This is a genomic window from Streptomyces sp. WAC 01529 (genome assembly GCF_003945545.1).
Lineage (GTDB): Bacteria > Actinomycetota > Actinomycetes > Streptomycetales > Streptomycetaceae > Streptomyces > Streptomyces anatolicus.
In genome coordinates this window covers 8073527-8099927 of the sequence record NZ_CP029617.1, presented here as the reverse complement: position 1 = coordinate 8099927, position 26401 = coordinate 8073527, and the positions used below count along the sequence as shown (strand labels likewise).

The window sequence follows — 26401 nt, the reverse complement described above, 5'->3', positions numbered from 1 at the left end:
GGCACCAGAGGCGCCATGGTTTCCGGGGGCTCTGACGTATCACTGACGCCTAGGGGCACACTCGACCCCATGGCGGACATGCGGGCATTCCGGGACGCGGTCGGAGACTGGGCGAACGGCGGGTCCGGCCGAGTGGCCCGCGAACTCGCCGCGGAGTCGGCGGTGCGGACGGCCGTGCTGCTCGAAGGGCCCAGCGACCACGCGGCCGTTGAGACACTCGCCGCCCGGCGCGGCCGGAACCTCGCCGCCGAAGGGGTGTGCGTCATAGCGATGGGCGGGGCGATGAGCATCGCCCGCTACGCGGGCCTCCTCGGGCCGCCCGGTCTCGGGCTGCGCCTTGCGGGGCTGTGCGACAGGGGCGAACAGCGCTTCTACGAACGCGGTCTGGAGCGGGCAGGGGCGCCGTGGCAGGGCTTCTTCGTATGCGAGGCGGACCTGGAGGACGAACTCATCCGCGCGCTGGGCACGGCGGGAGTCGAGGAGATCATCCGGGCCGAAGGCGACCTGCGTGCCTGGCAGACGTTCCTGCACCAGCCCGCACATCACGGTCGGCCCAGGCAACAGCAGTTGCGGCGCTTCCTCGGCACGAAGAAGGGCCGCAAGATCCGCTACGGCCACCTCCTCGTCGAGGCCCTCTCCCCCGACGAGGTCCCGCCCCCGCTCGACGCTCTCCTCACGAGCCTGTGACCGGCGGCGCCTCGGGGCACATCCCGGCCACGCCCGCTGGCCGTACGGCCCTCGGCTGGCGCGCAACCGGTTGTACGGAGCCCCACAGCGGCCCTACTCTCACCTACCGCGAGGGGGGAGCTCGGATGATCAAGTGGGCCGGCTGGCTGATCGTGTTGTTCGGTGCCCTGCATACGCTCGGCGCCCTGACGGTGGAGGAAGCCGCGAGCCACGCGGACGACTGGTTCAGCGGGGCGCTGTGGGAAGAGGACCTCTCCGCGATGAGCGCGGCCAACAGCGCGTACTGGCTGAGTCTGGGCAGCTTCGGCGTGCCCCTCGTCATGGTCGGCCTGACCGTGCTGTGGCTGGATCGCCGCGGTATCACGCCGCCGTCGTTCATCGCCTGGACGCTGGCGCTCTGGACCGTGGTCGACGCCGTGGTCCTCGCGTTCACGCCCTGGCCGGTCCTCCTGCTGGCGGCCGCCCTGCTGTGGTTCGGGGCCCGACGCGCCGCCCGGTCTCGCCCTCCGGGCTGAGGTCGGCGAGGAAGCCGTGCAGCGCCGGGCTCCGGTCGGCGAAGCGTTCGAGAGGGCGTCCCGGACGGCGGCGGGGTCGGTCAGGTCCAGGCCCGCCTCTCGCTCCGATGCCGGTACGGGTGCTGGGGGGCTCCTGAGCCGGAACCCCACCACCCCGGTCGCGTGTCGGCTCATACTCCTTCGCCGCGCGGGTACTTGAGCCTTCATGAATCTGCCGAAGCCGCTCAAGACCGTACTGACCGTGCTGTTGATGTACGCCGTCTGCGTGCTGCTCCTCCACTACCGGCGGGACGGCATGGACTGGACTCTCGCTCTGCTCCTCGGATTGGCGCTCGCCCCGGTGGCTCTGCTGCTTTCCTGGGGGCGGGAGCGGCTGAACAGCAAGGCCGAGAGGGCGGGGCTGCGCCTGCGGGAACGGCGCGCGCGGAATCAGTGAGCCCGATGGCCTTATCGTCATCGCGTGACCCATACATGGAAAAGAAGACTGACCGCGGCCGGGGCCGTGGCGGCCGCTGTGGCCGCGACGCTCACGAGCGCGGAACCGGCGGCCGCGGCAATGCCGTTCGGATCGGTGGACCCCGGCACCGTCTCGCAGTTCAGGCTCAATCAAGTCGTCGCCCCCGGCGGCGCGGCGGGCATGGACGCCGCGGTCGAAGCCGTGGAGAAGACCGGCGCCGTCAAGAACGTCGACGTCAGTACGGTCCTCAACACGGGCGGCAACACCGGTATCGCGGGCCTGTGTCACGACACCGGCCTGTCCGCGAGCCTCAAGCCGAGCGGCTACTGCTGGAAGGCGGCGGACGACCGGTCCAGCAACTGGAACGCGACGGAGGGCGGCTGGACGCCCCAAGGCCTTTCCCTGCCGTACAGCGACAGCGGGCCCGCCACCGACGGGCAGTGGAAGGGCGTCCCCGCCTACGCCGCGACCTGGCACCACGCCACGGACATGGGCAACCCCGACCCGGCCAAGCGACACGGTGACGAGTACGCCCGGCTCTCACTGGTGAGCACCAAGAGCGGGACGCCCAACTACCACAACCTGCTTCTCGTCCAGCCTTCCGTGAAAGCGGACGGCACCGGCGACTTCCGTGTCGTTCCGGGCAATCACGTCGACGGTGTCGTCTGGTACGGCGACCGCGCCTTCGTCGCCAACGGCCGCTACCTCCAGGTCTACGACCTGCGGCACATATGGAAGCTGAACAAGCAGGACAAGGAGGTGGGCATCACCGGCACCACCTCTTCGGGCCTCTGGCACAACTACGCCGTCCCCATGGTCGCGATGTACCGCACCACGACCGGCAGCGCCGCCTGCACGGTCACCGCGGGCACCACCCCCTGCCTCAACTCCCTGAGCCTGGACCGCACCGGCGGCCAGGACGCCCTCGTCTCGGCCGAGTACAAGAAGGACGCGGCGGGCGGCCGCGTCGTGCGCTGGCCGCTCGACGCCACGACCAAGCTCCCCCAGGGGCACGCGTCCGCCGCGTACTCCTCCCCGGTCTGGTCGATGCAGGGTGCTGCCACCGACGGCACGAACTGGTACATGGCCGGGACCTGCCCGACGGGCGCGGGCGGCGGTACGGCGGAGGATCCGTACTCCTGCATTCACAAGGCACAGGCCAACACCGCGCCGCACGTCATGACCGCCGCCCCCGTATACACCCAGAACCTCGGCTACTCCTGGTCGACGGACCGGCTGTGGGGCATCAACGAACGCATCAACTCCACGGCGGGCAGGCGGGTCGTCTTCTCCGTCAACACGCCCTGACCTCACCGCTGGACACCCAGGCCCCCTGACCGCGCGACGCCCAGGCCCGACGGGCCTGGGCGTCCTGCGTGGGGCGTCGGTCAGAGCGCGGCCGGGAAGCGGGCCCACACGCGGTGTTCGCCCAGGAGCTGGGCCACCTGCTCCACCGCGTCCGCGCCCGTGTCCACGAGCGCCACGCCCGGTGCCGTGGCCGTGACGCCGGCCGCTTGCAGCGCCGCCTCGGCGCCCGCCCAGCCGCCGATCGCCTTGCCGTGGCGGAACGCCTCCGCCAGCATCAGCACGATCCGCGGGTCGGCGAGCGCGCCCGCGCTCGGCTCGCCCGCCTTGGCGTCCCTGGCGCCGTACGCGTCCGCGCCCGGCGCCGGGGTGCCCGCGAGCAGCAGCGCGTCGAATTCGACCGACCGCGCGTTGGCGAACGTACGCTGCACGGCGATCGGGTCCTTGCCGGAGCCCAGCGCGCCGCCGGTGGGGGCGATGACGAGGGGGACCATGCCCGCGCCGAGCAGCGCCTCACGTGCCGAGCGGACGCCGTCGAGGTCGGCGTCGGGGCCGGCGACGATGCCCACGATCCGGCCCTCCACCGGCCAGACCTTGCCGACCTGGGAGAGCGCGGGGCTGGGCTGGACGTCCGCCAGCTTGACGGTCGGCTCCGGCGCCGGAAGACCGAGGCCGTCGGCGACCTGTCCGCACAGTTGCGGATCGATGTTGGCGAGGACCTGAAGGGCCCGTTCCTTGATGGCCTGTTCGTAGCACTTGCTCAGCTCGAAGGTGTAGGCCGCGATGATGTGCTCCTGCTCGACCGGCGTCATCGAGAGCCAGAACAGCCGCGGCTGGCTGAAGTGGTCGGAGAAGGACTCCGGGGCCTCACGGACCTTCCTCGCGGCCGGTACGTCGACGGGGACCTCGATGTACGCGCCGTTGTCCGCCCCGGCCAGGAACGGGCAGCCGCCGTCCAGCGAGTTGGGCCGGTAGGGAGCCGTCCCGGAGTGGACGGCGGTCTGGTGCATTCCGTCGCGCAGCATGTCGTTGACCGGCGCGTGGGTGCGGTTGATCGGGAGCTGGGCGAAGTTGGGGCCGCCGAGCCTGCTGATCTGCGTGTCCAGGTACGAGAAGAGCCGGCCGGTGAGCAAGGGGTCGTCGGTGATGTCGATGCCGGGGACGAGGTGGCCGGGGTGGAAGGCGACCTGCTCGGTCTCGGCGAAGTAGTTGGTCGGGTTGGCGTTCAGGGTGAGCAGCCCGATGGGCTGCACGGGCGCCAGCTCCTCGGGGACGATGTTGGTCGGGTCCAGCAGGTCGATGCCCTCGAAGGTCTGCTCGGCGTTGTCGGGGAAGACCTGGATGCCCAGCTCCCACTGCGGGAAGGCGCCCGCCTCGATGGCGTCGGCCAGGTCGCGGCGGTGGAAGTCGGGGTCCATGCCGTTGGTGATCTGTGCCTCCTCCCAGGTCAGGGAGTGCACGCCGAGCTTCGGCTTCCAGTGGAACTTGACGAGGGTGGTGGCGCCCTTGTCGTTGACGAGCCGGAAGGTGTGGATCCCGAAGCCCTCCATCATGCGGTAGGAGCGCGGGATCCCTCGGTCCGACATGTTCCACAGGGTGTGGTGGGCCGCCTCCGTGTGGAGGGTGACGAAGTCCCAGAAGGTGTCGTGCGCGCTCTGGGCCTGCGGGATCTCCCGGTCGGGGTGCGGCTTTCCCGCGTGGATGATGTCGGGGAACTTGATGGCGTCCTGGATGAAGAAGACCGGGATGTTGTTGCCGACGAGGTCGAAGGTGCCTTCCTCCGTGTAGAACTTCGTGGCGAATCCCCGGGTGTCGCGCACCGTGTCCGACGAACCGCGGGAGCCGAGCACCGTGGAGAAACGCACGAAGACGGGGGTTTCGGTGTCCTTGGCGAGGAATGCCGCCTTGGTGACCTTGGCCGCCGTTCCGTATCCCTTGAAGATGCCGTGCGCCGCCGCTCCACGCGCGTGGACGACCCGCTCGGGAATGCGTTCATGGTCGAAATGCGTGATCTTCTCGCGCAGGTGGTGGTCCTGGAGCAGCACCGGCCCACGGGCGCCGGCCTTGAGCGAGTGGTCGGTCTCGTAGAGGCGGGCGCCCTGTGCCGTGGTCAGATAGGCGCCGCTCTGGGCGCGCGCGGAAGCGGGGGCCCCGGTGGGCTTGCCCGTCGGGGAGACGGCCTCGGGGGCCTCCTGGTCCGGCTTCGGGGGCAGGGGCTCGTGCGGCTCGGTGGGCTCGGCGACCGACGGGGGCTGCGGGGCGGGTGCTCCGGGGATGTCGTTCCGCTTCTCATCGCTCATGGGTGCTCCAGTGGTGAGGGAGGGGGGTGTCACAGCCATGGCCTCGCGAGGGCGGGCCCAAACAGGGCCTACGCCGTCCAGCGGTGCTTCTGCGTTGCTCCGGGTGGTGGGACGAGGCCGGGCGCCAGGACCACGTGTGCAGGGGCCTCCTGGGCCTGCCGCCCCGTGTGCCCGAGGGCCACGGGGCGAAACGGAAGATCGCGGCCGATCAGGCGGCCAGGCCGGATTCCTCCTGGGAGGCCACTCCCGCCAGCTGGGCCCTGGCCGCGGCGAGCCCCGCTTCGAGGGTCCGCGTCCCGGTGGCGACGCACAGGGTGTACGCGACGTCGTCCAGCTGCCGGCGGACCTCGGCGGAGTCCTCCTTGGCCTGGAGCGCCGTGAGTGTGGCGTGGGTTTCGAGCAGAGCGTGCAGGAACGAGGGGTGGGGCCTGAGCACGTCGTGATCCTTCCGTCCGGGGGCGAGGAATCGCTGTTCTGGTGCGGGAAAACGCCGTTTTGGCTGTCCCCTTGTGCCCCGTCGGACGATCGGTAATCACAGGACTTCGGAATGGGTTCGCAAGGCTGGTCACAAGGCTGCAAAACGCCGCCGAGTCGCGCCGGAGAATCCGTTGGCGGCGGCGTCGCCGGAATATCCCGGTGTTTTCGTCGTCACTCTTAGGGCAACCGGTAGGCAGCAGCACGCAGAACAGCACGCGGCAATTGCCACTCGCACGACAAGATTCCCTGGAGGCCCACACATGCTGAAGGCCATTGCAGACGTTCTCCGCTCCATCGGCGGGGCCATCGCCACGGTCGTCACACTCCCGTTCCGCGCCGTCGCGCGGCTCTTCGGCGGGGCTTCCGACACCGCTCACGGTCGTCACTGACGTGGTCGCCGCGCCCGGCCGGGGAGGGGCCGGCCGCACGGCTGTCGCCCAGCACGCTTAAGGCGCATACTTGAAAATAATTCAGAGGGTCGGAGGATCCAATGATCGCACTCGGAATCATCCTGCTCGTTATCGGCCTGGTGGCCGGTATCTCCATCCTGTGGACCATCGGCGTCATACTGGTAGTCATCGGTGCGGCTCTGTGGGTTCTCGGCTCCGTGGGCCACGCCGTCGGCGGCCGACGGCACTATTGGTGACAGTCAGAGCTCGGTGACCGGTGTCAGTGAGCTGGGCCCGCGGCGAGGTCGGCGCGGGCCAGTTCCAGGCACTCGTCCACGAACTCCACCCGGGAGGCGAGCACTTCGGTGCCCGCCTCCTTCATCGTGTGGGTAGGCCTGCGGGCCGTGTGCGACAGGTGCGGAGAGGGGCGTTGGCCGCTGCCACCGCCGCGATCACCAGGGCGGCGGAGAGGCCGCCGGTGACCAGCGCGAACGAGGCCGAGGTGGCTGATGCCAGCAGGCCGCCCCGGAAGTTGCCGAGTTCGGGGCCCGCGACGCCGATGACGTGTTCCACCGAGGAGACCCGGCCCCGGTACGCGTCCGGCGTCTCCAGCTGGATCAGGGCGCCGCGGGTGATCACCGCCACGGTGTCGGCGGCGCCGGCCACGGCCAGGCAGGCGAGCGCCGCCCACAGCTCTCCCGCCAGACCGAACCCCGCCAACGCCACGCCCCATGCGCTGGCGGCGACCAGCTGCACCAGGCCGCCCCGGCGTCGGCGCGTCACCGTGCCGGAGACCAGGCCCGCCGTGATGCCGCCGACCGCGACGGCCGAGAGGAACAGGCCGAGCGTCCGCGGATCGCCTCCGAAGCGGACCTCGTTGACCAGCGGGAAGAGCGCGATCGGCATGGCGAGCAGCGTCGCGGACAGGTCAGTGGCCAGCGAGCCCCACAGCGTCGGGCGACGCAGCACGACCCGCCAGCCGCCAGGCTCGGCCCGACACCAGCCGCCCCGCTGAGGCCGACACCCGCCGCCCCGCTCGGCCCGACGCCCGCCACCACGCCCTGTCCGACGCCCACAGTTCGCCGCGTCGGCGCCCCCGGGCCGCATGGCCGGGAGGCGGATCACCGAGAGCATCGCGAGCGCGGCGGCCGCGGCCTGGGCGGCGTACGCGGCGGAGAACCCCCAGCGGGCGATGAGCAGGCCGGCCATCGCGGGCCCGGCCAGCATCGCCGCCTGGAAGGAGACGCTGGTCAGCGCCAGGCCCGCCGCGACCTGGTCGGACGGCAGCAGCCGGACCGGCAAGGTGCGCCTGGCAGGGGCGCCGAGCGCGCTGAAGGCAGCCCCCGTGGCCACCAGCGCGAGCAGCAGCAGCACGTTGCGGTTCGCCGCCAGCGCCTGGCCCCACAGCCCCAGGGCGGCCAGTAGTTGACCGGCGGTGGTGGTCCGCACCACCGCGCGGCGGTCGACGGAGTCGGCCAACGCGCCGCCGAGCAGCCCGAACAACACCGTCGGTACGCCGGTCGCGAGCCCGATGGCGCCGGTGCTCACCGGGCTGCCGGTCAGCTCCCAGACCTGGGCCAGTACCGCCACGGTGGCCGCCTGCCCGCCGAGTTGGGCAGCCGCGGAGCCTGTCCACAGGTCACGGAAGGCCCGGCTCTCACGGAGCGGGCGTATGTCGAGGAGCCGGACACGGGCGCTCATCCCGGCGGTTCGACGAGGTGGTGGAGGATCCGCTGCCGCATCGACCGGCGTCCCAGCGCCCGCCGCAGCTCCTCGACGACGGCGGTCAGCGCGTACGGCACCTCCGCGTCCAGCTCGGCGACGGCGGCGTGGGTGGCGCGCCACTCGGACTCCAGGAACGGCACAAGCGTCCGGGCGCGCTCGGTCAGGTCGATCCTGCGCGTACGGGCGTCGGGTCCCGGCTCCGAGGTGACCAGGCCCTCCTTGCGCATGGCGGCGATCGTCTGGCTGATCGCGGAGTGCGAGCGGTCCAGGGACTGGGCGAGTTCACGGATGGTGAGCGGGCCGGTGTGGGCGAGCCGGATCAACGGATAGGCGAACCGCGGCCGAACCCCCTCGATGCCCCGCTCGACGTAGACCTCTTCGATCTCGGCGTCCAGGGCCGCCAGCAGCTCGTGCAGCGATTGCCAGGGGTCAGGCCGGGCCGTGGGGTCGGCCGGTACCGGTGCCGTGGGATCGGCCGGGGCCGTCGGGTCAGGCGAATCCGTGCGCTCGGAATTTGTCACAGCGCTAATATAACAGCGCTTGGATAACGTCCCACTCCCCCACGCCCGGCCCGCTGGAGGCCCGAGTCCGCCGGATGAAATCATCGGGGGATGTCTGACCTGATCATTGCCGCCTGCGACGGAGCGGCCAAGAAGAATCCCGGGCCCGCCGCCTGGGCCTGGGTGGTCGCCGACGCCGAGGAGCGCCCGCTCCGCTGGGAGGCCGGCCCGCTCGGTCACTCGACGAACAACGTGGCCGAACTGACCGCGCTGGCCGAGCTGTTGGAGGCCACGGACCCGGCGGTGCCGCTAGAGGTGCGGATGGACAGTCAGTACGCGATGAACGCGGTCACCAAGTGGATCGCCTCCTGGAAGCGCAACGGCTGGCTGACCGCGGCGAAGAAGCCGGTCGCCAACAAGGAGCTGGTCGTACGCATCGACGCGCTGCTGCAGGGCCGCGCCGTGACGTTCCGGCACGTGGCCGCCCACCGCGTCGACGGTGATCACCTCAACGCGATCGCCGATGTCGCGGCCAGTGACGTGGCGACCAGCCAGCAGCCTGCGGGTACAGCCCACGGTGCGCGGGAGATCCCCGAGCCGCGTGCCGACCGCGTGAGCGCCTCCCCCGCGAGCCGCGCGCCCAAGAAGGCCGTCGCCCGTACGAGGAAGGGGGCGTCCGGCGCCGTCATCAAGGCCAAGTTCCCGGGCCGCTGCCACTGCCAGAAGCCGTACGCCGCCGGGGAGAAGATCGCGAAGAACGCGCATGGCTGGGGGCACGTGGAGTGCCGGGACGCGGGCGTCTGAACCGATGGCGCCGTCTGCAACGGTTCCGCAACCGATGTTTCCCGGCCATGCGGAGGGCATTAAACCCCCCGCTTTGCGGGCAGGGGTTCCTCTCGTACAGCCATTCCATAGGAGGACCGAAGGAGGGAGCCTCATGCGTACGCAGCACGTAGGGCTCGATGACGGGCCGCCTGGGACAGCCACCTTCGAGAAGGAGCCCCAAGCGGTCACCGACGCGCGTGACCTCACGCGTGGTTTCCTCGCCGGGCTGAGCCCGGCCGTCGGCGACCAGACCGCCGCGAGCGTCGAGCTGGTCGTCTCCGAGCTGATCACCAACGTCGTACGCCATGCGCGTGGCGCCCTGTGCTCGCTTCGGCTCCAGGCACGGGCCGATGCCATCACCGTCACGGTCTCGGACGCGGATCCGCGAGCGCCTCAGGAGCGCACGCCCGATCTGGCGGGCGGCACCGGCGGGTTCGGCTGGCCGATGGTGCGGAATCTGGCCGAGGCCGTGAGCGTGACGCTCGGCGCGACCGGCAAGACGATCCGCGCGGAGTTGGCGAGGTAGCTCCTCGCGGTGCGGCCCTTCGGGGTGGGGTTGGCCCCAGGGAAGATCGGGGGGCTCGCCGCAGTGAGCCGGGGCGTGGCCGGCGCCTAGCGTGCGGTTCATGAGGACGAACACACGTTTACGGGTCACCGCTGCCGCGGCCATACGAGTCACTGTCGCCGCCGCCGCGGTGCTGGCCCTAGGGGCCGGAGCACTGCCCGCCACGGCCGCGACACCGACCGAGCCGCTCTCTGCGACCGGGAAGCCCCCATCGCTCGGGAAGCCCACATCACTCGGGACGCCCCCATCGCTGGGGCGCTACTACGACCAGACGCTCGACTGGCACAAGTGCACGCTCGGCCCCGACGACACCACCGGGAAAGAACTCGACGCCGCGGGCGTCCAGTGCGCCGACGTCACCGTGCCCCTCGACTACTCCGACCCGGGCGGCAGGACCATCACCGTCGCCCTCTCCCGACTGCGCGCCACGGACTCCGCACGCCGCGTCGGGCCTCTCCTGCTCAACAACGGCGGCCCGGGGGGCCCGAGCCTCGACATGCCGCTCCTCTTCGGCAAGGCCATGGGCAAGGTGGCCCGGAAGTACGACCTGATCGGCATGGACCCGCGGTTCGTGGGGCGCTCCACGCCGCTGGACTGCGGCTGGGACGTCGGCTCGGCGGTCTTCTCGGCCGGCCGCGACCGCGCCGGTTTCCAGCGGTCGGTCGCCCGTCAGCGCGACCTGGCCGAGCGGTGCCGCCGCACGAACGGTGACGTGCTGCCGCATGTCACCACCCGCAACACCGCCCGCGACATGGATGTCATCAGGGGCGCGCTCGGTGCGAAGCGGATCTCCTACTTCGGTTTCTCGTACGGCAGTTATCTCGGCGCGGTCTACACCGAGCTGTTCCCCGGCCGTACGGACCGCATGGTCCTGGACGGGGTCATCGACCCCGCCCGGTACAGCCAGACTCTGCTGGAGGACGCCACCGCGGCCAACGAGCGAGCGCTCGACGACTGGGCGGCCTGGGTGGCCGCCCGTGACGAGACCTATGGCCTCGGCAGCACCTCCGACGCCGTGCGCGACACCGTGGAACGCATTCAGGAAGCCGCGGCCGACAAGCCGTTGCGGGTCGGGAAGTTCCGGGTGGACGAGCATTTCGTGCCGGTCGTCTTCTTCGCCGGTCTGGGTAGCGATCTCGACAGGGAACGGGATCAGCTGGCCTCCGTGACCCGCACGCTCGCGCGCGCCGCCGACCGGGACCGCGTGGAGCCGGGGCCCTGGCTCACGAAGATGCTGGAGAGCCTGACCACCGAGGCGGGGTCGCACCAGGGCAGTGCGCAGTCGGCGATCCTCTGCGGCGATGTAGCGGCCCGGCGCGGGACCCAGAGCTACTGGCGTGACATCCAGGCCGGTCGGCAGACGGCACCCTTCGCCAGTCCCCTGACGCGCAACATCTCGGCGTGCGAATTCTGGGACCGCCCCGTCGAGGCGCCGACCGTGGTCGACAACGACATACCGGCGCTGCTGGTCAACGCCACCGGTGACACGCGCACCACCTACGCTGGGGCGCGGCAGGTACGGGAGAACTGGTCGCGGTCCCGGCTGGTCACGGTGCCCGGCGCCAACCAGCACGGCGTCTACGCCGACTACGGGAACGCCTGCGTGGACAAGCGGGTGAACGCCTACTTGGACACCGGCGAGCTGCCGGCGCGAGACGTGGTCTGCCGCGGGGAGTGAGACGCGTGAGCGGCCGCGTCCCTGTCCCACGAAGGCGCGGCCGCTCAGCTCACAGGTGGCGCCGCCCACTGACCATTCAGCGACGCCGATCAGGTTGTCACCCCTGCACTCCTCGCCTGCCCGTCACCGAGCCGCTCACACCTGCCACCGGCGGATTTCAAGAACCGCCCCCCGGGGGCACCGGCCGTACGTCGTTCGCTCCGATGGTGGAATCGTGCGCCGTATCGCCGGGGTGGACGCATCCTCAACCCGTGCGCGGCCGTTTGAGAGGGCATGAGCAATCAGAAGCGAGCCCTCGCCGTCCTGACCCTCGCCGCAGCCGCCCTCGCCATGGGAGGCCCGGCCGAGGCCGCCGCGACCGCCGTGCACGACGCGCCCGTGAAGAAGAACAACACGGGCAAGGCCGTCGGCGACACGCTGCGGGACCCGGGCACCACCAGCAAGCACCTCCTTGAGGGCACCAAGACCGGCCTGACCACCGCCAAGACGACGTTGGAGCTCGCGCAGCGCGGCATGCTGCCGACGAATGGGGAGTTGGGCGGCCGCTGACCGTCGGGCCCGCCGTCCAGAGGGGCGGCGGGCCCGCACCGTCACTCCGGCGAGCCCAGGCGGTCGAGTTCGCGGCCGATAGCCTCCCGCAGCTCGTCGTGGCGCGGGCCGAGCGCGAACCGGCCGTCGCTCCACCGCTCACGCGGATAGAGCCACACCGGCATACCGATCAGATCCGCGGGCTCCCACTCGAAGCGCGGCCAGACATGCGCGTGCAGAAAGCCGTCGGTGTTGCCGAGGATCTCCAGGTTCACTCGCCGGAACGCGGGGTCCATGCGATGGCAGGCCCGCTCGACCGCCTCCCCCAGCCGGTCCATGTCGGACAGAAAGCCGAGCCGCTTCTCCTTGGGCAGGTCGGACAGGCGCCGCACGGCGGGGTCGTCGGTCAGGAGCACCGAGTACCCCGGCAGGAACTGCACGTCCCCGATTGCCGCGAACCCCGCCGTCAACCGCCGCAGCACCGAGGGGTTCTCGCCCTTCAGCGCGCTGCCTATCCGGTCCCTCTTCCAGTCATCGGTCATGGGCACGAACGTACGCGGCCCGGTGGGCATCAGAGTGCGCCGAGGTCCGAGGAGTACCAGTGCTCGGGGCGCAGGTAGTACACGGCCTGCTCGCCGTGTTCCTTGGAGGCGAACTCCACGTACTCCTCCACCTTGTCCGCCGGGAGATAGCGGGCGGAGATCTCCCGGAGCTGCTCGATGGTGGCGTCCTCGGTGCGGACCACGGGGCCCTCGACGGAGACGTAGCGGACGGTCGGCTCCAGGCGGTCGATCATCAGGGAGAAGCGTCCCGCGGCGGCGATCAGGCGTCCCTTCTTGGAGTTGCGGCCGGTCATCACCCACAGCTCGCCGCCCGGCGCGTACTGGTACCAGATCGGGAGCGTGAGCGGGCCCCGTCCCCCGGTCTCGGCCACGGCGAGCGCCCCGATGTGGGGCTCGGCCAGGAACTGTTCGCGCTCTTCGACGTTGAGAGGCATACGAGTCTCCTTCTGCGGTACGAGGTGCATGGCTGCTGTCATGGTCTCCCGTAGCGCTGGTCACCGGGGCGGGTTGCCGCATCCGGCTCCCCCCGGCATGCCGGAACGCGTCTCCTGGCTCAGGCTGGACAAGCGGTCACCTCACGGATCACGTCGGACGAGGGAGCGGAGTCGCATGGGAACCGAAGTGTTCCACTCGGAAGTACCCCTGACGGTGAACGGCGAGCCCCGCCGTCCCACCGTCGACCACCGCTCCACGCTGCTGGACGTGCTGCGCGAGCAGCTGGGTCTGACCGGCGCCAAGAAGGGCTGCGACCACGGTCAGTGCGGTGCCTGCACCGTCCTCGTCGACGGGCGCCGCGCGAACAGCTGTCTGCTGCTCGCCGTCGCCCATGAGGGGGCCGACATCACCACCGTCGAAGGGCTGCGCTCCGCCGACGGCGAGGGGAGGCACCCCGTGCAGCGGGCCTTCCTGGAGCGCGACGCCTTCCAGTGCGGCTACTGCACCCCGGGCCAGATCTGCTCGGCCGTCGGCGCCCTCGCGGAGGCCGAGGCGGGCCACCCCTCGCACGTCACGGAGCCGGGCACGGCCATCGGCTCGCCCGCGGAGCTGACCAGGGACGAGATCCGCGAGCGGCTGAGCGGCAACCTGTGCCGCTGCGGCGCCTATCCGCACATCGTCGAGGCCGTGGAGGACGTGATCCGGTGAAGTCCTTCAGGTACGTACGGGCCCACAGCGTCGAGGAGGCCACCGCGGCACACGCGGGCCGGCCCAGCTCGCGCTACCTGGGCGGTGGCACCAACCTCGTCGACCTGATGAAGCTGGGCGTGGAGAGCCCCCGGGCGGTGATCGACATCAGCGCGCTGCCGCTGGACTCCGTCGAGGAACTGCGCGACGGGTCCGTCCGCGTCGGGGCGACGGTGCGCAACAGCGACCTCGCCGCGCATCCGCTGGTGCGCGAGCGCTATCCGGTGCTGTCCCAGGCGCTCCTCTCGGGGGCCTCGGGCCAGCTGCGCAACATGGCCACGACGGGCGGCAATCTGCTCCAGCGCACCCGCTGCCCCTACTTCCAGGACCTGGCCATGCCGTGCAACAAGCGTGCGCCCGGCTCCGGCTGCGGCGCGCGCGACGGCATCCACCGCGACCACGCGGTCCTCGGCCACTCGCGGCAGTGCATCGCCACCCACCCCTCCGACATGGCGGTCGCGCTCGCCGCACTCGACGCGCAGGTGGAGCTGTACGGAGCGCGGGGCCGGCGGACCGTGCCCGCGGCCGAGTTCCACCGGCTGCCGGGCGAGCGCCCCGATGTGGACACCGAGATCACGCACGGCGAGCTGATCACCGGCGTCCTGCTCCCGTCCGCGACGGCGGGGCTGCCCTGTGCCTATCGCAAGGCCCGCGACCGCGCCTCGTACGCCTTCGCGCTCGCCTCCGTGGCCGTGGTGCTGAGCGTCGAGGAGTCCGTCGTACGCGAGGTACGGATCGCTTTCGGCGGCCTTGCGCACCGGCCCTGGCGTGCCCTGCGTGCCGAGCGGGAGCTGCTGGGCGGCCCGCCGAGCGGCGAGGCGTTCCGGCGGGCCGTCGACACGGAACTCGCCGAGGCCGAGCCGCTGCGGGACAACTCGTTCAAGGTGCCGCTGGCCCGCAATCTCGCCTGTGACGTGCTGGGGCGCCTGGCCGCCTCGCCCACGGGCTCCTGACTCGGTCCCGCCCCTCCGCCCTCCAGGGAGAAACCCCATGCAGGACACCAGCAACGCTCTCGGGGCGCCGACCGAGCGCCGGGAGGGCCCCGACAAGGTGACCGGGGCCGCCCGTTACGCCGCCGAGCACACGCCCGCCGGGTGCGCCTACGCCTGGCCGGTCCCGGCCGCGGTGGCGCGCGGCGAGATCACCGCCATCGACGACTCGGCGGCCCTGGCCCTGCCCGGGGTCATCGACGTCCTGAGCCATCTGAACGCGCCGCGCCTTGTCGAGCCGGACGACGCGACCCTCGCCGTGCTGCAGGACGCCCGCGTGCCGCACCGCGGCTGGTACGTCGCGCTCGTCGTCGCCGAGACGCTGGAGGCGGCCAGGGAAGGCGCAGCCGCCGTCCGCGTCGACTACGCCGTCGAGCCCCACGATGTCACCCTGCGCGCGGACCACGCGGACGCGTACGTGCCCGAGGACACCGACGGCACGTCGGGCGAGCACGTGCGCGGTGACGCCGACGGCGCCTTCGACTCCGCGCCCGTCCGCGTCGACGCCGTCTACCGCGTGCCGCCGCTGCACAACCACCCCATGGAGCCGCACGCGGCGACCGCACGCTGGCACGACGGGCGGCTGACCGTGTACGACTCCAGCCAGGGCGCCACCACCGTCCGCGATGTCCTGGCGGGTATGTTCGCGCTGCCCAAGGAGCGGATCACGGTCGTCTCCGAACACGTCGGCGGCGGCTTCGGCTCCAAGGGCACGCCCCGCCCGCACGTGGTGCTCGCCTCCATGGCCGCCCGCGTGACCGGGCGGCCGGTGAAACTCTCCCTGCCGCGGCGCGAGTTGGCGGCCGTGGTGGGCCACCGCTCGCCGACCGTGCAGCGGGTGCGGCTGGGCGCGGAGAAGGACGGCACGCTGATCTCCGTGGTGCATGAGGTGACGTCGCAGACCTCTCGTATCAAGGAGTTCGTGGAGACCGCGGCCGCCGCCACGCGCGTCATGTACGGCTCGCCGCACGGCCGCACCACGCACCGGGTCGTGCCGCTGGACGTGCCGAGCCCTTCGTGGATGCGGGCGCCGGGCGAGGCGCCGGGCATGTACGCGCTGGAGTCGGCGATGGACGAACTGGCCGTGCACCTCGACATCGACCCCGTCGAGCTGCGGCTGCGCAACGACACCGCGAGGGAGCCCGACAGCTCCAAGCCCTTCAGCAGCCGGCATCTCGCCGAGTGCCTGCGTGAGGGGGCCCGGCGTTTCGGCTGGTCCGAGCGGGATCCGCGGACCCGGTCGCGCGCCGAGGGGCCCGTCCTCGTGGGCAGCGGTGTCGCCTCCGCGACGTATCCGGTGCTCGCCTCGCCGTCCCGGGCGAGCGCGCACGCCTACCCGGACGGCAGTTACGCGGTACGCGTCAACGCCACCGACATCGGTACGGGTGCCCGCACCGTCCTCGCGCAGGTCGCCGCCGACGCGCTCGGCGTCCCTGTGGAGCGGGTGCGGGTCGCCATCGGCAGCAGCGACCTGCCGGACGCGCCGCTCGCGGGCGGTTCGTCGGGGACGGCCTCGTGGGGCTGGGCGGTCCACGAGGCGTGTACGCGGCTGGCCAAGCGGCTCTCCGAGCAGCAGGGGCAGCAGCTGCCGCCGGAGGGTGTGGGTGCCACGGCCGACACGGCGGGCACCGCGGACGCGGAGAGCGAGTACGCGCGGCACGCTTTCGGCGCGCACTTCGCCGAGGTCGGCGTCGACACGGTCTCCGGCGAGGTGCGCGTGCGCCGCCTGCTGGGTGTCTACGCGGCCGGGCACATCCTCAACGCCCGTACGGCGCGCTCGCAGTTCATCGGCGCGATGACCATGGGTCTCGGGATGGCGCTGACGGAGAGCAGCACGATGGACGCGGCCTTCGGTGACTTCGCGGAGCGTGACCTGGCCGCCTATCACGTCCCGGTTCACGCGGACGTGCCCGCGATCGAGGCGCACTGGATCGACGAGGACGATCCGCATCTGAACCCCATGGGCAGCAAGGGGATCGGGGAGATCGGCATCGTCGGGACGGCCGCCGCCATCGGCAACGCGCTGCGGCACGCGACCGGCGTGCGGCTGCGCGAGCTGCCCCTCACGCCGGACCGGGTGCTCGCGGGGCTCGCGCGCGGCATGTAGCGGCATCCGGGGTTCCGGCGGCGGGCGGGCGGGCCAGGTCGGGCCGGTTCAGGAGGCGGATCGGGCCCGGCTCTCGCGGGTCCAGGCCAGCAGTTCCTCGGCCGTCCAGGTGTTCACCACGCGCTCGGCCGGTACCCCGCACTCCTCGGCCCGCGCGCACCCGATGATCTGCCAGTCGAGCTGGCCGGGGGCGTGCGCGTCGGTGTCCACGGAGAACAGGACCCCCGCGTCCACCGCGCGCCGCAGCAGCCTGCGTGGCGGATCGAGCCGTTCGGGGCGGCTGTTGATCTCCACGGCCGTGCCCGCCGCCGCGCACGCGGCGAACACCTCGTCCGCGTCGAACTGGGATTCCGGCCTGCCGCGTCCGGTGACGAGCCGGCCGGTGCAGTGGCCGAGCACGTCCGCACGCGGGTCGCTGACGGCGGCGACCATGCGGCGGGTCATCGCGGCGGCGTCCATGCGGAGCTTGGAGTGCACGGAGACGACCACCAGGTCGAGGCGGTCGAGCAGTTCGGGCTCCTGGTCGAGGGAGCCGTCGTCGAGGATGTCGCACTCGATGCCGGTGAGCAGCCGGAAGGGTGCCCAGCCGGAGTTGAGGTCCGCCACCACGTCCAGCTGCTCGCGCAGCCGTTCCGGTGACAGGCCGCGGGCGATGGTCAGCCGCGGCGAGTGGTCGGTGAGCACCGCCCACTCGTGGCCGAGCGCCTTGGCGGCCCGGCCCATCTCCTCGATGGGGCTGCCGCCGTCGGACCAGTCGGAGTGCAGGTGGCAGTCGCCGCGCAGCAGTGCGCGCAGGTCGGCGCCGCCTTCGGCGAGCGGGTCCCCCGCCTCGCCTTCGAGGCGCTCCAGATACCCGGGCACGTCACCGGCGAGCGCCTCGCGGACCACGCCCGCGGTCTTGGGTCCCACTCCCTTGAGCGACTCCAGGGTGCCGTCGGCGGCGCGCCGCTCGGTCTCCCCCGGGGGCAGCGCCCCGATCACCGCGGCCGCGGTGCGAAAGGCCCGCACGCGGTAGGTCGGGGCGCGGCCGCGCTCCAGCAGAAAGGCGATCCGTTCCAGCGCCTCCACGGGCTCCATCGACACCTCCGGCCGCCGGTGGCTCCTCCGGCGGTGTACGTGTCACTCCAGCGTCGCCCATGACGGGGCGCGGGGCACGGCGAGCGGCCCTGGGGCTCCCTCAGGCGGTGGGCTCGTCCGGTTCGGGGTTCTCCTCCGGCTCGTCCGGGCCGGGGCCGGGCGCGTCGGGGTCGGCGTCGCCGCGCCGGCCGGTTCCGGCCTCGTCCGTGTCGGGTACGCCCTCGTCGGGAGCGTCGCCCGAGGCGGCCGCCTCCGTGTCCGCTTCCCAGGCGTCGTTCTCGTCCGAGGCCTGCTGGTCGGGCATGTCCCGGGGGACGGGCGGGCCGTCCTGGCCCGGGGAGGCGGGGTTCCGCTCGTCCATGTGGTCTGTTCCCATGTGCTGTGCTCCGTTACCTCGGTGCTGCTTCGTTCTTACGGGCGAAGGTCATTGGCTCGTATGGGCGTGCGGGCGTGCGGTCATTCGGCGACGACGCGCACGGTGTTCAGTTCGCTGTCCTTGGCGTCGGGGAGGTTCATCCCCGCGGCCACGCCGGTGCGCAGATAGCGCAGTACGGGTTCGGTGAGCCGTTCGCCGGGGAGCGCCGTGGGGATGCCGGGCGGGTACGGGGTCATCATCTCCGCGGCGATCCGTCCCGCCGCCTCGGTCACCGGCACGTCCTCGGTGGGTCCGAAGAAGGCGTCGCGGGGCAGGATCGCCTGCTCCATCCGGAGCTCGGCGGCGGAGGGGACCTCCACCGGCGGGGCGGGTTCCAGGTGCGGGGCGGCCTGGGCCAGGTCGCGGAGGGCCGCGAGCAGCAGGCCCGTCGTCTCGTGGTCGTCGCCGTGGGTGATCTGGGCGCTGATCCTGCGGTGGTCGCTGAGGTGCGCGTCCAGGGCGTGGTGGCGGCGGAGCCAGTCCGCCGCCCGGTAGCCGCTGGTGCCCAGGCCGTCGACCTCGATGATGACGGGCAGGGGGTCGAAGTCCGCGGCGAGGCCGGGCCCGCAGAAGTCGGCGCGGTCGTTGACGTGCAGGCCGTCGATCTCCTCGATGGCCGCCCGCACCTCGGCCGCCAGGTCCAGCGCCCCGCCCATCAGTTCGTGGCCGTGCAGCGCCATCTGGCGCCGCCAGCCGTCGAGTCCGGCGTAGATCAGGACGGAGGGGCTCGTGGTGCCGAGGAGGTCCGCGCAGTTCTCCAGGACTTCCGGGTCGATCAGGTCGCCCTGGAGGTGGAAGACGGAGCCCTGTTCGAGTCCACTGCCCATCTTGTGGATGCTCGTCACGCAGATGTCGGCGCCCGCGTCCATCGCCCAGGACGGCAGGTCGCGGTGGAAGGGCAGGTGAGCGCCCCAGGCCTCGTCCACGACGAGCGGCCGTGACCGGCTGTGGCAGACCTTCGCGATGGCGCTCAGGTCGGCGCAGGCGCCGTACGGCGTCGGGCTGGTGACGAGCGCGCCTTTCGCGTCGGGGTGCGCGGCGAACGCCGCCTCGAAGTCCTCCGCTCCCGGCGCGTGGGCCAGATGGCGCTTGTCGTCCCAGTGCGGTTCGACCCACACCGGCCGGATCCCGGAGAGGATCAGGCCGGAGACGACGGACTTGTGCGCGTCCCGGCCGACGAGCAGTTTCGAGCCGGGGCCCGCGATGGACAGCATGGCCGCCTTGACGGAGAGCGAACTGCCGCACGTGGAGAAGAAGGTGTGGTCCGCGTGGACGGCGTCAGCCATCAGCCGCTCGGCCTGTTCGAGGATCCGGCCTCGCGTGCGCCGGTCGTCGAGCCCTCCCGAGGCCAGCACATCGCTGTGGAAGGCGGCGTCGCCGAGTACTTCGCGCACGGCCGGATCGGCACCGCGGGCCTGCTTGTGGCCCGGCGGTGTGAAACCGATCCGGCCCTTGTTCCGGTGTTCGGCGAGAGCTTCCAGTACGGGGGCGCGGGTGTGATCATGCGACATGGGACACGCGTTCCCTGGAGTCGCGCCGCCCAATCCGGACGTCCGTCAACCGGTCGTAGAGCCGTTCGCCCGTGCCCGTGCGGACCCGGGCCCGGCTCCGGTGCGGGCCGGTCACGCGGCGCGAGCGGGCGCGGCCGCCTCGAACCCGACGTCGGCCGCGGAACGCACGCGGGCGCAGCTGCGGCTGATGAGACGGGAGACGTGCATCTGCGAGATGCCGAGTTCTTCCGCGATCTTGCTCTGCGTCATGTCCTCGAAGAAGCGCAGGTAGAGGATGGTCCGCTCGCGCTCGGGCAGCTGTCGCAGGCCCGCCTTGGCCGCCTCCCTGTCGGTGATGCAGTCGTACGCGGGGTCGGGCGCCCCGAGCGTGTCGGCGAGGCTGAAGCCGTCGGGGTCGGCGGAGGAGATCTCGGCGTCCAGGGACAGGGCGCTGTAGCCCTCCATCGCCTCCATGCCGTCCTTGACCTCGTCCTCGGTGAGGCCCGCGTGCTCGGCGATCTCGGTGATGCTGGGCTCGGGGCCGCTGCCCGGCCGGTCGAGGAGTTCGCGGCGCGCCACGCGGACCTTGTTGCGCAGTTCCTGGACGCGGCGGGGCACGCGCACGTCCCACATCCGGTCGCGGAAGTGGCGGCGCAGTTCACCGGTGATGGTGGGCACGGCGTAGCTCTCGAAGGCGCCGCGGCCGGGCTCGTACCGGTTGACGGCCTTGACCAGGCCCATCGCCGCGACCTGCTGAAGGTCCTCGATGCTCTCGCCCTTGTTCCGGAACCGGCTCGCGATCCGGTGCGCCATCGGCAGCCAGGCCTCGACGATCTCCTCGCAGAGCAGTTCGCGCTCGGGACCGTCCTCAAGGGTGGCCAGACGCTCGAACCCCGCCGCGGTGTCCGGTGCGTCGTTATGGGGGTGCCGACCCGCCGTACGACGACGGGCGGAGTATGAAGTGAGGTCGGTAAGCATCAGAATTCGCTCCTCAACGGTGCCGCCAACAAGTGACACGCGAGAAACGGGGCGCCCCGGCGACAGGCATCCACCAGGAGTGAACACACCGCTCCCGCGAAAGCGCCTCCGGTCCGAAGCACGTTATCCGCCTGCCCTGCGGATCTGGGGCCAAACAGCCTCCGTCACAAAGGGCGCTGGGCGATGCGCTTGTGTGTTCGTGATGTCGCTCGTTCGGCGGGTGCGGGGCATGGCTCCGGTCGTGTCGGGCACACGCGACCGCGGGGTGCGAAGCGTCGGAACGGCCATCGGACGCGACGCCCGGTCCGGCCGGCCGCATTGGGGTGCGGCCGGCCGGTCTCCTCCTCACCCGTCGTGCGGCGGGCGCTGTTACGCCTTGTCGATGAGGGGCTCGCCGTCCAGGCGGTCCAGCAGATCGGCGGGGTCCGCGTACACGGCCCCGGCCCCCGCCTCCTCCAGGTCGCCGCGCGGGATGCCTCCCGAGAGCAGCGCGATGCTCCGTACGCCCGCCCGGGACGCCGCCCGCATGTCCCATACGGTGTCGCCGACGAACAGCGCCTCGTCCGGGGCGCATCCGGCGATGTCCAGGGCGTGGTGGACGGGGTCGGGGGCCGGTTTGCCGGAGTCCACGTCGTCCGCGCTCGCGATGCCCGCGATGACGTCGTCCGCGTCGATGGCCCGGCGCAGTGCGCCCAGTTCCGCTCCGCCCGCCGAGGTCGCGAGGACGATGCGCCAGCCGCGCCCGTGCAGGGCGTGGAGCAGGTCGCGGGCGCCGTTCAGCGCGGCCAGCCGGTCGAAGTACGTGCCGTAGAGGGTGCTGTGCGCGGCACTGATCTCCTCGTCACGGTCGTGGTCGCGGTCGTCGCCGAGCAGGTGGGCGATGAGGTCGGTCGAGCCGAGCCCGATGGCGTGGTGGATGTCGTGCGTCGCGACGTGGTGGCCCGCTTGGCGGAACGCCTCCCACCAGGTGACCACGTGCAGGTGGTTGGTGTCGGTGAGGGTTCCGTCGACATCGAACAGCGCGGCACGCGCCATGGCTTCACACCGTTCCCTTCTCGGTTTCGCGGTTCAGCGCACGTCCGTCATGACGAAGCCGCTGCGGGGCCTGGTCGGCATCCTGTGCAGCGGGATGCGCAGGTCCTGGTCGGGGACGTGGAAGTCGAGCCGTGCCAGGCGCGGCAGCAGAGCGGTCAGGACCGCCAGGGTGACGTCCTCGCCCGGGCAGCGGTGCCCCTCGCCGGCGTCGCCGCCGCCCTGGGGGACGAGTTCGTCGCGGCCGGGTTCGCGTCCGGTGAACCGCTCGGGGTCGAACGTGTACGGCGATTCCCACAGCTCCGGGTCGTGGTTCTGTCCGTAGAGGTCGAGCAGGACGAGCGTGCCCTCCTTGATGGGCTCGCCGTGCCAGTCCAGGTCGCGCGGGGCGAGGCCCGCGACGAACGGGGCGAACGGGTAGAAGCGCCGGACCTCATGGGCGAAGGCGCGCGCGTAGCCTTCGCCGTCCGAGGCCAGCCGCTCCCGCAGTCCGGGGTGCCGGTGCAGCGCGTGCGCGCCGAAGACCGTGTACCAGGTGACGGCGACCGTGGGCCGCAGGACGTTGAGGACCTCGACGGCGGCCGTGCGGGGGTCGAGAAGCTGCCCGTCGGCCTCGCGGTGTGCGGCCACGGTCTGGATGACGGAGGGCGGCCCGCCGCCCTGCTCCGCCGGGTCCAGGCCTGCCGGTTCGTGGCCGGCCGAGCGGATCTGCTCGATCAGGCGGGCCAGCCGCTCCTCCTGGCGCTGCCGGGCGCGCCGGGCCTGCCAGTGCCGGGGCCCCGCGGTGGCGAATCCGTCGACCATGGCCACCAGGTCCCTCGCGGTCCGCCGCGCCTCGTCGTCCGCGGACCCGGCGACGTCCTCCGGATACTCCGTGAGGGGGACGCCGGCCCACGCGTACACGGCCCGTGTGATCAGCACGCTCACTTCGTCGAACAGCGTCACCCGGGGGCGGTCGGCCCACTCCTTGCGGGACCGTTCCCATTCGTCGGCCACGCGCTGGGCCAACGCGGTGACATTGGCCGCGTCCTTGAGGAGCGAGGTGAACACGGCCTTGCGCGCGCGGTGCTCCTCGCCGTCGAGGGTGTGCACGGCGCCCTTGCCGAAGAGCGTGCTCAGGACGGGCTCGGGCAGGGCCGTTCGGCGGCGCACGTGGTTCTCGTCGTAGAAGAACGGGACGGCCGCCGGGCCGCGCAGCGCGATGACGGGCTTGCCCAGCAGGCGGGTACGTACGGGCCCCTCGCCCTTGCGGCGGCTCAGGTCGGGGAGCCACGCGTAGCCCTGGGTGAGCAACGGCAGCGTGTTGTCCAGCATGAGGTCCTCCTGGGGTGGAAAAGACGCAGGCCGTGGCAGGGCGGGGCAGTGACCCTCCCAGAACGCGGGGCGGTGGCCCTGCCAGAATCCTGACCGAAGCCGGCCCCGCGTGCATGTCCCCGGCCGGCGTGCGGCGTGGTCCTGGACGAGCGTGTGCCCAGGGCCGCCGCGATGAATCAGAGGGAAGGCCCTAAAATCGGGGCAAAACTCTACGTACGTACGCCTCCGGTAATGTGGATCTTTTCCGGCAGGAGGAGTTGCATCAGTGGAGTTCCGGCTGCTCGGAGCGGTTTCCGTCGCCACCGGGGTCGGCGTGCTGCCGCTCGGTCCCGCCAAGCGGCGCAGCCTGCTCGCCGCCCTGCTGCTGAGGCCCAACCACCCGGTTCCCGTGGAGCAGTTGACGGCCGCTCTGTGGGATCAGGAGCCGCCGGCGCGCGCCCGTGGTGTCATCCAGGGGCATGTGTCGCGGCTGAGGGTCCTGCTCGCCCGGGCCGAGGCGGAGATGTTCGGCGTCGAGCTCGTCACCCAGGGTTCGGCGTACGTCCTGCGGATGCCGGAGTGCTTGCTGGACGCCCACCGTTTCGAGGAACTGGTGACGCTGGCACGCGATCAGCGGGCGCCCGCCGACGCCGTGGCGATGTATCAGGAGGCGCTCTCGCTCTGGCAGGGACCCGCGCTGACCGGCGCGTATCCGAGCCAGCCGCTCCAGGCCGCGGCCCAGGCGCTCGAGGAACTCCGGCTGGCCTCGGTGGAGTCGCTGGCCGGGGCGTACACGAGCCTGGGCGAGCACGCCCGGGCCGCCGCCGTGCTGCGGGCGGAGGCCAGTGTCCATCCGTTGCGCGAATCGCTGTCCGCCGCATTGATGAGGGCGCTTCAGCGGGCGGGGCGCCGGACGGAGGCGCTGGACTGGTTCCACCGGACCCGGCGGGTGCTCGCCGACGAGCTGGGGGTCGACCCGGGCCGGGAGTTGGCGGACGCCTACGCGCTCGCGCTGCGCGGGGCGGGTGAGGAGGCGGGAGACGGCGCCTTCGCGGGGGGCTTGGCGTCGGGAGCGTCTTCGCGCGGTGCGCCGGGCGGCTCGGCACCGGCGGTCTCGGCTTCGGCTTCCACGGCTTGGGCTTCTGGGGCTTCGGCCTCCGCGGCTTCGGCGTCGAGAGCTGCGGCTCCGGCGGCTTCGGTTCCTGCCGCTCCCGTCGCGAGGGCGGCTTCCGCGTCGGCCGCGGCTCCGGTGCCCTCTCCTGCCGCGGGCGCCGCCCCGCCTCCGGTCACGGTCGATCTGCTGCCGCGCATGCCCCGCGGTTTCCACGGGCGGGCCGGGGAGCTCACCGCGCTGTCCCGGGCCGCCGCCGGTGAAGCCCCGGTCTGCCTGGTGACGGGGCCCGCGGGCGTGGGCAAGACGGCGCTCGTCACACACTGGGCGCACCGCCACCGCGAGCAGTTCCCCGGCGGGCTGCTCTACGCCGACCTGCGCGGCTTCAGTGAGACCGGGGAGCCGACCCTCCTGGAGGTGCTGCGCGAGTTCCTGCTGGCGCTGGGGGTCGCGCCGCGCCGGATACCGGAGTCGCTCGGCGCCGCCTCCGCGCTCTTCCGGTCGCTCTCCGCCGACCGGCAGCTGCTGGTCGTACTGGACAACGCGCGGGCGTCCGAGCAGGTCAGGGAGTTGCTGCCGGGCGGCGCCCGCTGCGTCACCGTGGTCACGAGCCGCTACCGGCTGCGGGGCCTGATCGCCTCCGACGCCGCGCGTCCCGTACCCGTGGACGTGCTGGAACCGGCGGACAGCACGGCCCTGCTCGCCGCGGTGCTCGGCACGGAGCGCGTGTTCGCGGAGGAGGTCGCCGCGCGGCGCCTCGCCGAGCTGTGCGGCGGGCTTCCGCTCGCGCTGCGGGTGGCCGCGGCCAGGCTCGCCGACCAGCCGGAGTCGTCGCTGAGCGCGATGTGCGACGAACTGTCCGACGAATCACGCCGGTTGGGCCTCCTGGACGTGGAGGACACGGGCGTACGCGCCGCGCTGCGGCTCACCGTGCGGCGCCTGCCCACGGACGCCGCGCGGCAGTTCGCCCAGCTCGGGCGCCACCCGGGCATGTACGTCGACCGGTACACGGCGGCGGCCCTCGCGGACACCGACCCCGCCACCGCCGACGCCGCGCTGGACAAGCTCGCCGCGGCGCACCTCGTCATGCGGGCCGGGCCCGACCGCTGGACGATGCACGACCTCGTACGCCTGTACGCGCGAGGCCTGCGTTCCGGGACGGACGCCCTGCTGCGGGTGCTCGACCTGACCGTGGCGACCGCGCTCGGCGCCGCCGACGCGGCCGAGCCCGGTGACGAGTCGTGCTTCACCCTGCCCGCGGATTTCCAGCAGCCGCGGGCGACAAGGGAGTTCGCGGACCGCGAGCAGGCGATGGCCTGGTACGCGGCCGAACGCGACGATCTGACGCTCGCCGCCACCGCCGCCGACACCGCGGGGCTGCACGGCAGGACGTGGCGGATCATTCTCGGGATGTGGCCGCAGATCGTATGGCGGGTTCGGGACGGCTGGACTCCCCTGCTGCGTACGGCACTTGAGGCGACGCGGGCCGATGGTGACGCCCGCGCCGAGTCTCGGGTCCTCGCCCTGCTGGGGTGGGTGCTGACCGAGGAGGGCCGCGTCGACGAGGCGCTCGGTCACCTGGAGGCCGCGCCCCTGCTCGCGGCGCGGGCCGGGGACACGCGCGGCGAGGCGACCGCACTGATCAATCTGTCGCTCGCCCAGGCCGCGCTCGGCAGCCCGGACGAGGCGGCCGAGGGGTGCGCGCTCGCGGCGGAGCTGGCGCACAGCGTCGGCGACCGGCACACCGAACGGCTCGCGCTGTGCCATCTCGCCCGCCACCGGCTGGACGCAAGGGAGTGGCAGGCGGCCCACGAGACGGCCCTCGCCGCGCTCGACCTCGACGGGTCCTCGGAGGCGTCGGTGCCGGCCAGGGTGCTGCTGCTCACCGCGGTCGGGGAGGCGCTGCTGGGGATGGGCGACGAGACCGAGGGCGTCCGGCGGCTGGAGAACGCGGCCCTCGAGGCGGAGTCGTGCGGCTTCGACGACGGCGCGGTGAAGGCTCTCGGCGCGCTGCTGCGGGTCTCGGCGGACGCCGGGCTGCAGGCGCGGTACGACACGGCGATGGTGCGGCTCATGGCCCGGACGTGAGGGTCGGCGGCCGCGGGGCGGCGCCACCTGTTCGCCCGCGCGTCGCCCTGTTCGCCCGCGCGTCGCCGTGGGTCGGCCGACCCCGGTCGCCGCGCCCCTGACCGAGGCGGACGGAGCGGCAACGA

General features: G+C 72.3%; 26 protein-coding genes. 14 read left to right on the top strand and 12 right to left on the bottom strand.

The genetic code is table 11. The features are described from left to right. Positions 1-69: 69 nt before the first annotated feature. From DMA15_RS35670 to DMA15_RS35650, 4 genes are all read left to right on the top strand, one after another. A complete protein-coding gene (locus DMA15_RS35670) occupies positions 70-687 on the top strand; it encodes a TOPRIM nucleotidyl transferase/hydrolase domain-containing protein (RefSeq protein WP_125516889.1) in 618 nt (205 codons plus the stop codon). A 125-nt stretch (positions 688-812) separates the two neighbouring features. After that, positions 813-1202, top strand: a complete 390-nt coding sequence (locus tag DMA15_RS35665; protein ID WP_125516887.1) for a DUF6463 family protein — start codon at positions 813-815, stop codon at positions 1200-1202. 205 nt (positions 1203-1407) lie between these two features. Beyond that, a complete protein-coding gene (locus tag DMA15_RS35660) occupies positions 1408-1638 on the top strand; it encodes a hypothetical protein (RefSeq protein WP_125516885.1) in 231 nt (76 codons plus the stop codon). A gap of 78 nt (positions 1639-1716) precedes the next feature. Next, positions 1717-2967 carry a hypothetical protein gene (locus tag DMA15_RS35650; RefSeq protein ID WP_164551897.1) on the top strand — a complete coding sequence of 417 codons (1251 nt, stop codon included), beginning with the start codon at positions 1717-1719 and terminating at the stop codon, positions 2965-2967. Between the two features lie 80 nt (positions 2968-3047). Here DMA15_RS35650 and DMA15_RS35645 read toward each other — a convergent pair whose 3' ends face one another. Next, on the bottom strand, positions 3048-5264 hold the full coding sequence (locus DMA15_RS35645; protein WP_240660117.1) for a catalase: 2217 nt from the start codon (positions 5262-5264) through the stop codon (positions 3048-3050). Between the two features lie 208 nt (positions 5265-5472). After that, positions 5473-5700: a DUF5133 domain-containing protein gene (locus tag DMA15_RS35640; protein ID WP_125516878.1), complete on the bottom strand. Its 228-nt coding sequence runs from the start codon at positions 5698-5700 to the stop codon at positions 5473-5475. A gap of 301 nt (positions 5701-6001) precedes the next feature. Between DMA15_RS35640 and DMA15_RS38090 the strand changes: the two genes are divergently transcribed. Together DMA15_RS38090 and DMA15_RS36905 are read left to right on the top strand one after the other, a co-directional pair. Beyond that, positions 6002-6130, top strand: coding sequence for an LPFR motif small protein (locus DMA15_RS38090; protein ID WP_258020967.1), 129 nt, complete (start codon positions 6002-6004; stop codon positions 6128-6130). 101 nt (positions 6131-6231) lie between these two features. Beyond that, positions 6232-6387 carry a DUF6131 family protein gene (locus tag DMA15_RS36905; protein WP_164551896.1) on the top strand — a complete coding sequence of 52 codons (156 nt, stop codon included), beginning with the start codon at positions 6232-6234 and terminating at the stop codon, positions 6385-6387. Positions 6388-6508: 121 nt separating this feature from the next. Here the strand turns inward: DMA15_RS36905 and DMA15_RS35630 are convergent, their stop codons facing one another. Further along, positions 6509-7831, bottom strand: coding sequence for an MFS transporter (locus DMA15_RS35630; RefSeq protein ID WP_125516874.1), 1323 nt, complete (start codon positions 7829-7831; stop codon positions 6509-6511). Continuing rightward, positions 7828-8376, bottom strand: coding sequence for a MarR family transcriptional regulator (locus DMA15_RS35625; protein ID WP_240660116.1), 549 nt, complete (start codon positions 8374-8376; stop codon positions 7828-7830). The genes DMA15_RS35630 and DMA15_RS35625 overlap by 4 nt, the downstream gene beginning before the upstream one ends. A 90-nt stretch (positions 8377-8466) precedes the next feature. Here DMA15_RS35625 and DMA15_RS35620 point away from each other — a divergent pair, with 90 nt between their 5' ends. The 4 genes from DMA15_RS35620 (at position 8467) to DMA15_RS35605 (ending at position 11972) form a co-directional block, all read left to right on the top strand. Next, positions 8467-9159, top strand: coding sequence for a ribonuclease H (locus tag DMA15_RS35620; protein WP_125516871.1), 693 nt, complete (start codon positions 8467-8469; stop codon positions 9157-9159). Positions 9160-9292: 133 nt separating this feature from the next. Further along, the gene (locus DMA15_RS35615) at positions 9293-9706 is read left to right on the top strand and encodes an ATP-binding protein (RefSeq protein WP_125516869.1); all 414 of its coding nucleotides are present in this window, start codon (positions 9293-9295) and stop codon (positions 9704-9706) included. Between the two features lie 100 nt (positions 9707-9806). Continuing rightward, on the top strand, positions 9807-11423 hold the full coding sequence (locus tag DMA15_RS35610; RefSeq protein ID WP_125516868.1) for an alpha/beta hydrolase: 1617 nt from the start codon (positions 9807-9809) through the stop codon (positions 11421-11423). Between the two features lie 273 nt (positions 11424-11696). Continuing rightward, positions 11697-11972 (top strand): hypothetical protein, encoded by a 276-nt coding sequence (locus tag DMA15_RS35605; RefSeq protein WP_125516866.1) that lies wholly within the window; start codon positions 11697-11699, stop codon positions 11970-11972. Between the two features lie 41 nt (positions 11973-12013). On the opposite strand, the gene DMA15_RS35600 is transcribed toward DMA15_RS35605, so the two are convergent. Both DMA15_RS35600 and DMA15_RS35595 read right to left on the bottom strand, forming a co-directional pair. After that, positions 12014-12493, bottom strand: a complete 480-nt coding sequence (locus DMA15_RS35600; protein ID WP_125516864.1) for a diadenosine tetraphosphate hydrolase — start codon at positions 12491-12493, stop codon at positions 12014-12016. A 29-nt stretch (positions 12494-12522) separates the two neighbouring features. Further along, on the bottom strand, positions 12523-12948 hold the full coding sequence (locus DMA15_RS35595; RefSeq protein WP_125516862.1) for a pyridoxamine 5'-phosphate oxidase family protein: 426 nt from the start codon (positions 12946-12948) through the stop codon (positions 12523-12525). 175 nt (positions 12949-13123) lie between these two features. Here DMA15_RS35595 and DMA15_RS35590 point away from each other — a divergent pair, with 175 nt between their 5' ends. The 3 genes from DMA15_RS35590 to DMA15_RS35580 are packed head-to-tail and all read left to right on the top strand — an operon-like array spanning position 13124 to position 16792. After that, complete coding sequence (locus DMA15_RS35590; protein WP_164551895.1) at positions 13124-13657, top strand: 2Fe-2S iron-sulfur cluster-binding protein; 534 nt, start codon at positions 13124-13126, stop codon at positions 13655-13657. Continuing rightward, a complete protein-coding gene (locus DMA15_RS35585) occupies positions 13654-14649 on the top strand; it encodes a xanthine dehydrogenase family protein subunit M (protein ID WP_125516858.1) in 996 nt (331 codons plus the stop codon). Before DMA15_RS35590 ends, DMA15_RS35585 begins: the two co-directional genes overlap by 4 nt. A 37-nt stretch (positions 14650-14686) precedes the next feature. Further along, a complete protein-coding gene (locus DMA15_RS35580) occupies positions 14687-16792 on the top strand; it encodes a xanthine dehydrogenase family protein molybdopterin-binding subunit (RefSeq protein WP_125516856.1) in 2106 nt (701 codons plus the stop codon). Between the two features lie 48 nt (positions 16793-16840). Here the strand turns inward: DMA15_RS35580 and DMA15_RS35575 are convergent, their stop codons facing one another. The 6 genes from DMA15_RS35575 to DMA15_RS35550 all read right to left on the bottom strand — a co-directional run bounded on the left by DMA15_RS35575 (position 16841) and on the right by DMA15_RS35550 (position 23098). Continuing rightward, positions 16841-17869 carry a PHP domain-containing protein gene (locus DMA15_RS35575; RefSeq protein WP_125516854.1) on the bottom strand — a complete coding sequence of 343 codons (1029 nt, stop codon included), beginning with the start codon at positions 17867-17869 and terminating at the stop codon, positions 16841-16843. Positions 17870-17969: 100 nt separating this feature from the next. Next, positions 17970-18245: a hypothetical protein gene (locus DMA15_RS35570; protein ID WP_240660115.1), complete on the bottom strand. Its 276-nt coding sequence runs from the start codon at positions 18243-18245 to the stop codon at positions 17970-17972. Between the two features lie 80 nt (positions 18246-18325). After that, positions 18326-19795 (bottom strand): ornithine decarboxylase, encoded by a 1470-nt coding sequence (locus DMA15_RS35565; RefSeq protein ID WP_125516852.1) that lies wholly within the window; start codon positions 19793-19795, stop codon positions 18326-18328. A 111-nt stretch (positions 19796-19906) separates the two neighbouring features. Next, positions 19907-20752, bottom strand: coding sequence for a SigB/SigF/SigG family RNA polymerase sigma factor (locus DMA15_RS35560; protein WP_125516851.1), 846 nt, complete (start codon positions 20750-20752; stop codon positions 19907-19909). Between the two features lie 369 nt (positions 20753-21121). Next, positions 21122-21787, bottom strand: coding sequence for an HAD family hydrolase (locus tag DMA15_RS35555; RefSeq protein WP_125516849.1), 666 nt, complete (start codon positions 21785-21787; stop codon positions 21122-21124). 33 nt (positions 21788-21820) lie between these two features. Next, a complete protein-coding gene (locus DMA15_RS35550) occupies positions 21821-23098 on the bottom strand; it encodes a cytochrome P450 (RefSeq protein ID WP_125516847.1) in 1278 nt (425 codons plus the stop codon). Between the two features lie 265 nt (positions 23099-23363). On the opposite strand from DMA15_RS35550, the gene DMA15_RS35545 reads away from it, so the two are divergent. Beyond that, positions 23364-26276 carry a BTAD domain-containing putative transcriptional regulator gene (locus tag DMA15_RS35545; protein ID WP_125516845.1) on the top strand — a complete coding sequence of 971 codons (2913 nt, stop codon included), beginning with the start codon at positions 23364-23366 and terminating at the stop codon, positions 26274-26276. Positions 26277-26401: the final 125 nt, after the last annotated feature.